At 71.6% G+C, this 12,081-nt stretch carries 9 protein-coding genes; 3 read left to right on the plus strand and 6 right to left on the minus strand.

All coding sequences use genetic code 11. The features are described 5' to 3' along the window. Entirely contained in the window at positions 1-3,402 is a 3,402-nt protein-coding gene (locus IE257_RS15315; protein WP_189968850.1) for a CHAT domain-containing protein, read from the minus strand. A 402-nt stretch (positions 3,403-3,804) separates the two neighbouring features. Between IE257_RS15315 and IE257_RS15320 the strand changes: the two genes are divergently transcribed. Then, the gene (locus tag IE257_RS15320; RefSeq protein WP_189968852.1) at positions 3,805-4,536 is read left to right on the plus strand and encodes a hypothetical protein; all 732 of its coding nucleotides are present in this window, start codon (positions 3,805-3,807) and stop codon (positions 4,534-4,536) included. 80 nt (positions 4,537-4,616) lie between these two features. Here IE257_RS15320 and IE257_RS15325 read toward each other — a convergent pair whose 3' ends face one another. After that, positions 4,617-6,029, minus strand: coding sequence for an amidohydrolase family protein (locus IE257_RS15325; protein ID WP_229920375.1), 1,413 nt, complete (start codon positions 6,027-6,029; stop codon positions 4,617-4,619). 594 nt (positions 6,030-6,623) lie between these two features. Between IE257_RS15325 and IE257_RS15330 the strand changes: the two genes are divergently transcribed. Continuing rightward, positions 6,624-7,394 carry a 2OG-Fe dioxygenase family protein gene (locus IE257_RS15330; RefSeq protein WP_189968853.1) on the plus strand — a complete coding sequence of 257 codons (771 nt, stop codon included), beginning with the start codon at positions 6,624-6,626 and terminating at the stop codon, positions 7,392-7,394. 127 nt (positions 7,395-7,521) lie between these two features. Here the strand turns inward: IE257_RS15330 and IE257_RS15335 are convergent, their stop codons facing one another. Next, a complete protein-coding gene (locus IE257_RS15335; protein WP_189968856.1) occupies positions 7,522-7,860 on the minus strand; it encodes a hypothetical protein in 339 nt (112 codons plus the stop codon). Positions 7,861-7,942: 82 nt separating this feature from the next. Then, a complete protein-coding gene (locus IE257_RS15340; protein WP_189968857.1) occupies positions 7,943-8,851 on the minus strand; it encodes a helix-turn-helix domain-containing protein in 909 nt (302 codons plus the stop codon). Positions 8,852-8,991: 140 nt separating this feature from the next. Here IE257_RS15340 and IE257_RS15345 point away from each other — a divergent pair, with 140 nt between their 5' ends. Continuing rightward, complete coding sequence (locus IE257_RS15345; RefSeq protein ID WP_189968859.1) at positions 8,992-9,531, plus strand: SRPBCC family protein; 540 nt, start codon at positions 8,992-8,994, stop codon at positions 9,529-9,531. 100 nt (positions 9,532-9,631) lie between these two features. On the opposite strand, the gene IE257_RS15350 is transcribed toward IE257_RS15345, so the two are convergent. Next, positions 9,632-11,035, minus strand: coding sequence for an FG-GAP-like repeat-containing protein (locus IE257_RS15350; protein WP_189968861.1), 1,404 nt, complete (start codon positions 11,033-11,035; stop codon positions 9,632-9,634). Between the two features lie 438 nt (positions 11,036-11,473). Continuing rightward, positions 11,474-12,007, minus strand: coding sequence for a YrhB domain-containing protein (locus tag IE257_RS15355; protein ID WP_189968862.1), 534 nt, complete (start codon positions 12,005-12,007; stop codon positions 11,474-11,476). Between the last annotated feature and the right edge of the window lie 74 nt (positions 12,008-12,081).

Below are 12,081 nucleotides of genomic sequence, written 5' to 3' on the forward strand. Positions count from 1 at the left end.
TCAACGCCAGTCTCCGATCAGTTGAAAGGGCGCCCAGTAGTAGGGGTGGTCGAAGACGCGCCGGCCGAGGTCGGGCGCGTCCTGGGCGGCACGGGCTTTCCGGCGCCGGCACACCGTGACGTGGGCAAGGAACCGGAGATAGTCCGGGTCCTCGGGTCCGGTGCGGCCCAGCACGGTCTCCAGCACTTCGAGCGCCTCATCAAATGCCCCTGCCTGTATGAGGAGTTCCGCCATGCGCCGCTGTGTGGCGCGCCGCGCCGCCTCGTGCCCGTCGGGGGTCTGGCGCAGGGTCTCCGCGAGGAAGTGCAGCGCTTCGGCCGCCGTGGTCCGTCGCAGGGACTGCTGGGCCGAGCTCAAGGCCTTGGCGCGGGGCTCACCGCCGCCGAGCGCCGCATAGAAGTGGCGCATCAGGAGCGCGGTGGAGATGTCGTCCACCCGCCAGAGACTGACCAGCGCTGAACGGGCACCGCTCTGGAGTACGGCCCAGACCAGTCCCAGACGTTCGTTTTCGAGGGACGAGTCTCCCAGCCCGCTCTCACAGGCGCTGAGGGTGACCAGGCGTGCGTCGAGTCGTAGCCCACCCAGTTCCAGAGCCGTCAATCGAGCCCCGGCCTGCGGCGCGTGCGGGTCCGGGGCCAGCTGGATCCAGGAGTCGAGGGGGGTCGTGTCGTGGAACCGGCCGTGGCACGCGAAGTGCACGATGTCGACGTCGTGGTCCTCACGGGAGAGCACGTCGAGGACGGCTCGCTTCGTCGCCCGCGAACCCACCAGAGGCTCATCGGCGGTCCGAAGCGCCTCGGCCGCGGCCCGGACCTCCGTACGGGCATGTGCCAGAGGTCGCCGGGCATCACTGTCCGCGACCAGCAGCACCGACCCCTTTCCGTTGGCGCGACGCGGAACGAGCAACCGCGTCATCACCGCGGCACTCGGAGTCACGGTCACCGGATTGCGGTCGCCGAGGGGGACGCCCCGTACCCGTACGGCGTGCAGCGGGACATGGTGCAGGATGCCCGAGGGGACGAGCCAGAGCACTTCGCCCGCCCTGCTGTGCTCGACGAGCGGGGCGACCAGCGGACGGAACACCTCCTCCCAGGAGGAACCTTCGGACTCCGCGCCCGGTTCCTGACCTGCCTCCCGGCCTTCGCTCAACGCCGACAGAACCCGCCTGAGTTCGTCGTCGGGGGGCATCTCGACGGTCACCGCCACGGGTCGGTCGCGGTCGTGCCGGGCGAGCAGAATGGTGACCCGCGTATCGACCTGCCAGTACAGGGCAAGGAGCACCTGATGGCCGGCGCCCCGCAACTCCCGCAGGAAGTCCCGTGCCTGGGGGTAGTCCAGCCAGGGGGCCCGTCCCCGCCCCGCGGCGGCGAACGCGGATGCCCCGAGCGTCTCCAACGCCTGGTACGTCTCGGCGACCCGCTGCCATCCCGCGGCACGATCCTGCGGGCAGGCCGAGTCCCGCACCCGCGCCTCGTACGCGATTTCCGCCTCCTCCATGGTGGCGAGCATCTCGGCCGGCGTGGCGCTGCCGGAGCGGGGCGAAGCCGGCGGCCGGCCGGTGGCCCTGCCGAGGAGGTAGGCGAGTTGCTGGGTGCGGACACGCTCGATGAAGGCGAAGGCATGGCCCTCCGCGTCCCGTCCGCGCGTCACCCATGAGTGAACAGGGTCCTCCTCGCGCGGAATCGGTCCCGCCCGGCGTCTTGCGAACTGCGCGACGGTGGCCGGGATTCCGCTCTGGGACGACCGATCGCCGCCGAAAGCCTCCAGCAGTACGTCGAGACAGGCGCGCGCCTCGGTGAGCGCAGCGACCCGGTCGAACGGCGCCTGCACGGCATGCTCGGAGGGACGGAAGCGGTCGCCGTACAGACCGGCCCAGTTCATCCCCGGCAGGGCCGACGGGCTCTTTCCCCACCGGTATCCCTGCAGGGTCTGCAACGCCTGGTCGAACGGTCCGTCGACCTCCCGGTGCTCCTCCCTGCCGCCGCGGTTGAGCTGGTAGGCCAGCACGTCGAACGACGCCAGGTCCCACAGGGCCTGCCGCGCCCACAAGGGATAGAGCTGCCAGTGCTCCGCGGTCATCCGGCGGATCTCCGCCGGGTACGGGGGCGTGCAGTTGATCCGCTGGAGCAGCCGAACGGTGTCCTCCTGGCGCCCGAAGGTGTGCGCGACCACGGCGGCGATCGCCACGGCCGTTCTGACGGCCGCGTGCTGGAACTTCTCCTCCCGGCCGATCGTGTCCTCCAGCGCCCGGCGCAGCACGGCCGCCGCGCGGTTGGCGTCGCACCCCATGTCGTACCGTGCTGCAGCCAGCGCCCCGTACAGCAGGGCCCAGCTGTCGGCCTTCGCGTTCTTGAAGGCGCCGGCGGCGTTTAGCGTCCTCGCATGGTCCTGCCGCCCCGACAGCTGTTCGCCGTACGCCTCGCACGCCACCAACAGGGCGCAGGCGGCGGCGTAGTGGCGGCCGCCGTCCCCCGCCCGGCGGGCCAGGGCACGTCGCTCCTCGGCCTTCCCGGCTGCGACGAGCATCGCCCTGGCCGTATCCAGAAGGACTCCGGTGGCTTCCCGAGGCGGGTCGGAGGGGTGGCTGCCCATCATGGCGAAGGAGTTGCCCCTCGCCCGTAGCCACAGCCTCAAGGTGTTGGTGACGAGGGTGTAGTCGGCCGATCCCCTGCGGCTGAGCACTGCGTCGTGCAGCCATGTGCCGGCCTGCCAGGCGCCCAGCATCGGGTCGTTGCCGAGGCGCTGGGTGACCTGCTGGGGAAGCCAGAACCATGCGCCCCAAAGCCCCGCCGGAGACCGCATGGCTCGCCGATCCACCGCGGCGAAGCCCAGTTCGACGGCCAGCAGGGGGATGAGCGCGGCGAGGAGATCGAGCTCCGGATGGAGCACGCCCGCGAGAAGGAACAGCGGGACGGGACGGAACACGATCTGGTACGGGTAGTTGACCAGGTTGGCGACGACGAGAGCCCAGCCCCGAAGCCCGGTGAACGCCCACCGGCTCCCTCCGGAGACGAGGTGAGCGGATGCCCACCGGCCGCCGATGGCCAGGGCCACCAGGAGCAGTCCGCCGACCGGGCCCGCGCCGAACACGGAGCCGGACCAGATCGCGACGAGCCGGCTGCCCAACGCGCCGTCGGCCACGAGGAAGAAGAGGGCCTGGAAGAGCAGCTCCATGAACAGCAGGTACCGCCCCAGCCTCACCGGGGCGAGGCGGTTGCGAGCCAGCAGCCATCTGCCGTAGACCAGGGCGCCCGCCGTCCACACCCAGATCCTGAGTGAGGGAGCGTGCTGCCCGCCGGTGTACACGGCCCAGACCAGGGCCGTTGTCACGGCGAGGCGGTAGCCCAGCGTCAGCAGCGCGCTCCCGGCCGTTCGGGGAATCGGCAGGACAGGTAGGGACAAGGAACCGGCCTCCGTCTCCATGCCGATCGAACGCTGCGGTGGTCGCTCCTCGGTCGCTCGGAGTTCCCTCTCCGGTTCAACGAAGCGTCCGGTGGTGGGGTACGGCGGTTTCCTGCCATGCGGCGAGCAAGGCCGACCCGGTTGTCAGGGCGGACGGCTGGGGGAGCCGTGAGGGCAGGCCGGCGCCGCTCCCGGAGTCCGGTGCGGGATCCCGGCAGCTATCATCCGTCCCGTGCAGCCAGGTCGAGGCGCTCGTTCCGCTGAACGGATGCAGTCGTCGAGCATCAGGGCAGCCGCAGGGATCACAGCGGCCCCATCCCGCGTTGAACCGTCATAGGGTGCGCTCCGCGCAGGCGGACCGCACCGCACCGCACCGCTGGCCCACGGGATGAGGAGGATCCGATGCATGCCGCCGAGGAGAACCGGCAGGAGCTGGACTCGGTCAGCGTCCTGAACGCGAAGAGGACGCTGCTCCAGCTGCTCGGCCGGGCGGGGGTCTCCGCCGACGATGCGGAGGGCCTGATCGCCCTGGTCGAGGCGGGCGCCCTGGCCGGCGCGTGCGAGGAGGTCGGCGCGCTCGGGGGGTCCGTACCCGGGGACAAGGGCGAGCCGTACGAGTCGGGATGGCTGGACGGTGCCCGTGCCGTCACCGACGAGCTCGGCGGAATCGCCGAACGGGCACTGCGGGAGACCGTCGACCCCGACGGACCGAGCGCCGCCTCGGCCGCCCGGCCGCCGGTCGGGCGGATCGAGGTGGAGCAGGCGAAGGCGGCCGTCACCCCCCTCTACCTCACCTTCACCGCCGCCTCCGACCTCGACCCCGAGGTCACCGAGGAGGTACTCCGTGCCGTCCTCGGCACGATGACCGCCCGGCAGAGGGCCCGGTACGCCGGCCGGCTGGCGGAATTCGCCGCAGCACACCGGGCCCGCCTGGAACGGTTGTACGTGGAGTACGGGCCCGGCAGCGCCACCGCCATCCACAGCCGCTACTCCCTCCTGCACTCCGCCACCAGCGTCGCCGTCCTGGAGCGGCTCGCCACGCCGACGGCCGCTCTGCGGGAGGAATGGGACGCCGCCGAGCTGCCACCCGCCTGGCTGGAGGGTCCGATGACGGCCTGGGACGCGGTCGGCTGACCCCGCGGTGCCGGCCCCGGCGCTTGTGACGGGCAGGGGGTGAGCCGGCCGGCGGAGGAGCTGAGGCCTGAGACCACCCCCTATCCGGCCGCGCGGAGTCGGGTGGCGGCCGTCTCCGCCTCCCGTACGACGCGCTCCGTGTCGACGCCGACGAGCCGGCCGTCGAACTTCAGGGGCCGTCCGTCCACGAACACGGCCTCGACGTTCTCGGGCCGCCCGTTGAAGACGGTCTGGCCGACCCAGTCGAAGCGGGGCGCGAAGTTCAGGGCGGCCGGGTCGACGACCACGACATCAGCCCGCTTTCCGGGGGTCAGGGAGCCCGTTCGGTCGCTGATCCCGAGGGCCTCGGCGCCGCCCAGCGTGGCCATCCGCAGGATGTCGTGCACCTGCGGGAAGATGGCGGCCTCCGTCGCGCGGGCGCGCTGCAGGCCGATGGCCGTCTTCATCAGCGCGTGAAAGTCCGAGCTGTCGTTGGTGCCGCCGTCCAGGCCGAGGCCGACCTTGACGCCCCGCCGCCCGAACTCGGACAGCCGCATGATGCCGGAGGCCAGCCGCATGTTGCTGAGCGGACAGTGAGCCGCACGTACGTCGTGCGCGGCGACGGCGGCGATCTCGTCGTCGGTCAGGTGGATCGCGTGGTTGATCAGGAGCCGCGGACCGAGGGCGCCGATGTCGGCGAGGACCCCGATGGGGTCGTCGGCGCGTTGCTCGGGGCGTTCCAGGACGTGGGAGTTGAGCATGACTCCGAGGTCCTGGGCGGCTTCCCAGTGCGCCTGGTTGAGGTGTTGGATTGCTCGCGCCGCGTGCGTGGCGACCTGGAAGCCACCGAGCGGAACGGGGTCGACGAGTTCCTTCTTCACCTTCGTGACCAGCGCCGGGTCGGCTTCGGAAGGGAACATCGCGTAGGCGAACCGCACTCCGGATCCGGCCAGGGCCCGTACGTAGCTCTCGATGAGGTCGTACGAGAAGATGTCCACCCAGTCCACGAGGGTGGTCACGCCCGACTGGACGGCGTCGAGGGCGGCGAGGCGTACGAAGCTGTGCAGGGCCTCGGGGGTGAGCCGGCCCCGCTGGGGGTCGGTACATCGTGTGAACCAGCCGAACAGGTCCCCGTCGGTACAGCCCCCGCGGATCACCGCCTGCCAGAGGTGGGTGTGGGTATCGACGAACCCCGGCATGACCAGCTTGCCCGAAGCGTCCACGATCCAGGTGCCGGGCGGGGGGCGCAGGCCCGTGCCGACGGAGGCGATGGTGCCGTTCCGCATCAGGACGTCGGCGTTGTCGAGGGCGCCGAGGGAGCTGCTGCCGAGGGCCGGGTCCATGGTGAGGACGAGGGAGGCACCGCGCAGCAGGACCGTCGGGCCGACCGGGACCGGTGGGCGTTCGGGGCGGGTGGTGATGCCGAGGACGAGCGGGGCGGCAGCGGCCAGGCCGAGGCCGGTGAGGATTTCGCGGCGGCCGGGGGCCTGCATCGGAGTGGGGGACGACTGCATGGCGTAGTACCTCCCGAGGGCTCAGAACGGAAGGCCGCCCGCGCAACGCCGTGGGGCAGCGTCGGGCAGGGCGGGAGATCACACGCAGCATTCCCATGGAACGGCCATTCGATAGACGTCTGCGGAAAACTTTTTCCGTTCCGGACATCTGCCGGCCATCCGCCCCCCGCGCCCCGGACCGCCGCCGGGCGTACTCATGACGACGCCGACGTACTCGCCAAGCCGGGCGGGGGAGTGCGGGCTGAGCGCGTCGGCCGACGCCCAACCCTCCCTGAACAAACCTTCCCCCACGCCGCCCCAGGACCTGCCGACCCTGCCGACCCCGTAGAAGCGCTGAGTTTGCTTCCTCCGGCGACCCGTAGGAGGCTCGCAGCCGGACTGCCGGTAGCCTCGAGCGTTCGACGAGCATGCCGCACGGGCTGTGGCTTGCATCGCAGAGCCGCGTCCTCCCCGGCGTGTGACGGGGGAGGCGTGTGCAAGGCCGGCACGGGCCGCCGGTGCCATGGCCCTGGTCGTGACCTGTTGGAGGAACATGTGGAAGAGGCTGAACCCCGGCGGCGATCGCACTCTGATGCGGGGGATCCGGGTGAGGGCATGGAGGGTCTGCGCGAGCGCGGGTTCGCCCGCTACGGCGCCGAGCAGCTCGGCATCGTCCCGGCCGGCTCCGCTGCGAAGGACCTGGCCAGGATCCGGGAGGTCTTCGCGGCTCTGCCGCCCGACCCGTACGCTCCGGGGGCGAATCGCTTCCGCCGGTACTCCCATGCCGTGTACCTGCCGTGGAAGGACGAACTGTCCTGGATTCCCGGAACCCCCGACCCCGTGCACGGTACGGTCACCGACTTCTCCCAGGGCGAGGACGACCCCCGGTACCCGCGGAAGCGACGCGTGCTCCCCGACATCCCCGAGGCGCTGCGCGGCAACGCTCTGCTGTTGCGACTGCTGCGCTGGGACATCGAGCAGGTCCTGTCGATGAAGAATCTGGGGAGCCGGCCCCTGTGGGCCGGCGTCCACCTGATCAGGCTCGGCGTCGACCGTCCCGGCCAGGACGCCGTTTCCTCCCCGAACTGCTTGCACCAGGACGGAGGCTCGGCGAGCACGTTCACTTTCGCCCACCTGATCAGCCGTACCAACGTCACCGGCGGGCAGAACGTCATCGCCACACCGGGCAGCGCGGGCCTCCAGCCCGAGGACCCGTGGGCGGACGTCCACGCCGAATTCACCCTCACCGACCCACTGGACGGCTACGCCGTCCACGACCACAGAGTCAGCCACTACGTCGGCCCGGTCCGCGCGGGCTCTGAGCCGGGGCCGGGCGAACGGTCCATCCTCATCGTCGGCCTCGCGCCGTACGTCCCCCAACTGTGACACCGGCACCACCCGCGCCCGGCGAACACGCCAGTACGTGCTGCCGTCCTCGACCAGCCACGCGGGCGGCCGGGACCTTCTCGGCCCGGTCGAGCGCGCGCACATCCGGCCGCCCTTCTCCGTGCTCTCACAGATCCGGCAGCACGTCCCCGTCACCCGGATATCGGCCGTGCTCCAGTCGGAAGACGTACGCGCGCAGGTCGTCAGCCAGTTCACCGGCCAGGTAAGCCTCGTAGTCCCGCAAGCCGCCGGCCGCCTCGCGCTCGTCCTCCTGCTCGCTCCCCTCCCACTCCACGAGCACGGTCGCGATGTACTCCTCGACCACTCCTCTGGCGTGCCACCACTGCCGCACGGCATCGGGCGTCCAGTGCAGGTCGCCGTCACAGGCGTACGCGGCCGGCAGGTCCTCGGCCGCAGCCAGCGCGAGAGCACGTACCTCATCGGGGGTCTTCGGCTGCCGATACACGAACTCGCCGTATCCCTCCAACCGGTCCAGGTGGTGCATCCCCCGGTCGGCCGCGACAGCAGCTCCTTCCTCCGCCGCCGGGTCAGTCGGCGCAGGCCCGGATTCCCGGTCGCGCCGGGTTGCGCTGCGGGGTGAGCTGGGCGAGGAGGGCCAGCGTGGTCCGCGCGGGTGAGTCGGCCTCGGTGGTGGCGACCACGATGTTCTGCCCCTGGTCACGGCCCGGGGCCCGGCCCTGACTCAGGGTCTGCTGGGTGACGGTCAGCGGACCGACCAGCGGATGCCGCATCTGGTACGTCGCGACGGCGCACGCCGTGACGCGGTGGTCGGCCCACATCGAGGCGAAGTCCGAGCTCTTCGCGCGCAGTTCACCCACCAGCGCATGGAGCGCGGGGTCGTCCGGGTGCCGGCCCGCCACCAGGCGGAGATTCCCCACCACGGCCCTGGCCTTGGCCGGCCAGTCCGCGTACAGGTCACGGGTGTGCGCGTCGAGGAACACCAGCCGGGCCATGTTGGGCCGCTCCGCCGGCCGGTCCGGGGCATCCGGGTCCAGGTGTCCGGCGAACAGCGCATGGCCCAGCCGGTTCCATGCCAGGACGTCACTGCGGCGGCCGCTCACGATCGCCGGGACGTGGGCCAGCGCCTCCAGCAGCTGGCCGGTCGCTTCCGTCACCCGCTCCGGGGCGGGCCGGCGGCTTCGTCCCGAGCCCGTGGCCGACGACCGGGCCAGGTCGTGCAGGTGCAGGCGCTCGGCCTCCTCCAGCCGCAGGGCCCGGGCGATCGCGTCCAGCACCTGCGGTGAGGCATTCAGGGACTGCCCCTGTTCCAGCCGGGTGTAGTAGGAGACGCTGACACCCGCCAGCGCGGCCAGCTCCTCGCGCCGCAGACCCGGCACCCGTCGCCGCTCCCCGTAGCCGGGTATCCCGAGATCCTCCGGTTGCAACTGGGAGCGCCGCGTCTGCAGGAACTCCCCGAGCCGCACTTTTCCGTTCATGGATCCGAGTATGGGCCGGGCCCGACCGCACAGCCTGACCCTGGTGTGGATAGGCACCAGCGGGTCTGGCTCCGCGGCGGGACCGGTGGTGATGTGGGCGTCGCCGACACGGCGCCACCCCAACCGTCCAGGAGGACGCCTTGAGCACCACCACCAGCGCACACGACCTCTTCGAGGTCCTGCACGCATCGGATTTCTCCTTCGCCCGGCGCGCCTGGGTCGATGCCGCGCCCGCCCGGGTCTACGACCTGATCAGTGACGTGTCCGCCATCGGGCGCTGGAGCCCCAACGCGAGCGACGTCACGTTCGACCAGGGCGCCGGGCCCCGGGTCGGGTCCTGGTTCAGCGGCCGCAACCACAAGGACGGCAGGGAGTGGACCACCCGCTCCCAGGTCGTACGGGCCGACCCCGGCGCCGCCTTCGCCTTCGTGGTCGGCGGCGCCGAGGACGGCATCGTGCAATGGAGCTGGACCTGCCGCCCCAGGGGACGTGGAACCGTCGTCGAGCAGTCCTGGCAACTCCTGCGTCTCGACCGTGTGCTGGGCGCGACCCGCGGCGACCTCGACGCCCTGCGCGACTACATGACGGACAGCGTCGAAACCACCCTGCTCTCCCTCGCCCAGTGGATCGCTGAAGCACCGATCGCCGAAGCACCGATTGCCGAAGCACCGGCCGGGTGAACGACCCCGCGGGTTCGGTACACCGTTTCGCCGTGGTCTTGGCCTCACCGGTCGGACACGAGCCGCCGGCCCCGGCGTCCGTCGCGTCTCTGTCCGTCGACTACCGCGGGGCGTCGATGACGGTGCCGATGGGGTCCCAGCCGTGGGGTCCGGAGGGGTCGCCTCCGGCGAAGAGGTGGATGCCGACGCTGCCGTCGGAGCCGGTCAGGAGCAGGTCGGCGTGGGTGTCCCCGTTGAAGTCGGCCAGTTGGACCCTGCCGTGGTCGGTCGTGAGGCCGGTCGCCGTCTGCCCGAGGTACTGCCAGCCACCGTGGCTGTCCCCGCCGCGGTTGAGCCAGGTGGTGACGCTGCCGTTGGGGCCGATCATCCAGTAGTCGGCCCTGCCGTCTCCGTCGTAGTCGGCCAGACGCACCCGGGTCCAGTCCGTCGTGGTGCCGGTGGCGACCTTGCCGATGTCATGCCAGCCGGTGCTGCCCGCCGTGTCGCCGCCGCGGTTGAGCCACACGTTGACCGACCCGTCGGAGTTGACGACCCAGTAGTCGGCCTTGCCGTCGCCGTCGAAGTCGGCCAGATGCACCAGGGCGCGGTTCTTCGTGGTGCCGGTGGCGACAGCGCCGAGTGGCTTCCAGCCGCCGCCCGGCTTGCCGCCCCGGTTGCGCCATACCCGCACTTCACCGCTGTCCGCGACGGTGAGGTGATCGGGGCGTCCGTCGCCGTCGAAGTCCGCCCACCGCACAGGGCCGGCGCCGCCCGCCTCCGTACCGGCCCGCGGCACGCGCGGCCGTACGGCCCAGCCGTCGTTGACGGCCTGCTCCAGGCCGCCGTGGTAGGCGAGGGCCATCTTGCGGTAGCCGGCGTCATTGGGATGCAGGTGGTCGGGCAGCTCGGCCGCGACGTCGAGGCGGGGCGGTTCGATGAAACGGAACCGCTCCCCCCGGGCGCGGCGCTCCGGTTCCTGGCCGCGGATGGCGGCGTTGACGTCGCGCGTCTGCTGCTCGAGCCCCGGGGTGTCGACGAGCAGGCCCTGGACGATGACGGTCACCCCGGGGCGGTTGGCCATGATGCGGTCGACGAGTTCGGACAGTCGCCGTGCGGCGTCAGACGGGTCCGCCTGGTGCGTGTCGAGGTCGTTGATGCCCAGGTGCAGGAGGACGACATCCGGGTCGGCAGCAGTCTGCCACCGGTCGATGTTCGAGCGGACATCATCGATGGTCCAGCCGCTGTGCCCCTCGTTGTCGGGGTCGCCGAGGCTGCCGAAGGACCCGGAGCCGACGAAGTCGGGCGTGAACCGCGACTGGCCTTCCATCAGGCGCCAAAGTTCGGAGCGGTATCCCGCCTCATCGGAGCTGCCCCAGCCGGCGGTGATCGAGTCACCGAGCGGCATGATCCTCACCAGCGGTGGGGCGGGCCGGGCGGCAGTGGCGGCGGCCGGCGGGGCGCTGGGGCCGAGTGCGGCGGCGCCCACCAGCAGGACGAGGCCGAGTGGGGCGATGCGCTTGGTCACTGGTGTCGGTCCTTCGGGAAAGGGCAGGGCAGGACAGGGTTTCCGCAGTTGTCGGCGGCGGCGGACGCCTCCGATGAGCATCGGAGACGAAGCAGCCCGCCGTCCGTCCTCAGGGCAATGGTGAGGGAAGGGACGGCGGGCCGTACAACCCGGGACCGGGCGGCACGCGTGCCGATGTCCTCGGGCGCCCTCGCCCTCGGCGCGCTCTTCACCCGGCTCTGCACCGGGGCCGAGGTGTCACCGTCGGCAGCCGCACAACTTCCACGTCCACGAGGTCCAGTTCCGCATCCTCGACATCAACGGCGCGGCCCCGCCACCGCCGTTGCGCGGGCCGAAGTTCGTGGTGGTCGACCCGGGCGGGTCGGCGGCCGCCCGAACGCCCCGCCCACATCCGCCTCGCACCGGCACCGGGGCGGCCCCCGGGTGCCGGTCGGACGGCTACGGAACCGGGCCGGCCAGTGTCTCGATCGTGCCCGGATCCCAGGGGTCGGGCGCGCGGGTGAGGCTCGCCAGCTCCTCGGGTGGTTGATTCCCGTCCCTGATGATCGTCACGTATGCCTTGGCCTCCTGCAGGCTCATCCGCGGGGCCTGTGTGCGCAGGTGCTGCATGGCGGCGGCGGTTCCGACGGAGTCCGCGATGCGGCGGACGGCCGCGGCGAGCGGGTCGGGTGCTCTGATGCCCTTGACCTGCCGGAGGTAGAGCTCTTCCCAGTCCTCGGTCCAGGCGGTGCCGGGAACGAAGTGGATGCTGCCGTCCTGCCGGTCGACCAGGTAGGGGCCGCCCAGGAGATTCGTCGGCCGGTCAGGGTTGCGGACGTACTCCGCCGAGCTCCAGTGGACGAGCCACCCGACCGACCGCTCCTCGACGTGGTGGACGGCCAGCTTCGGGATCAGCCGCGCCCATGCCCAGGTGGGCCGCTCCCGCGCCAGCAGGGACTCGACCAGCTCGACCGCTCGTTCCTTGGAGATCACGCTCCCCATCCTCCCCCGGAGGATCCGGTTGCATCGCCAGGCGGGGGCTTGACGAGACGCACCCGAAGAGATGA

The sequence above is a fragment of the Streptomyces avidinii genome, from assembly GCF_014650695.1.
Lineage (GTDB): Bacteria > Actinomycetota > Actinomycetes > Streptomycetales > Streptomycetaceae > Streptomyces > Streptomyces avidinii.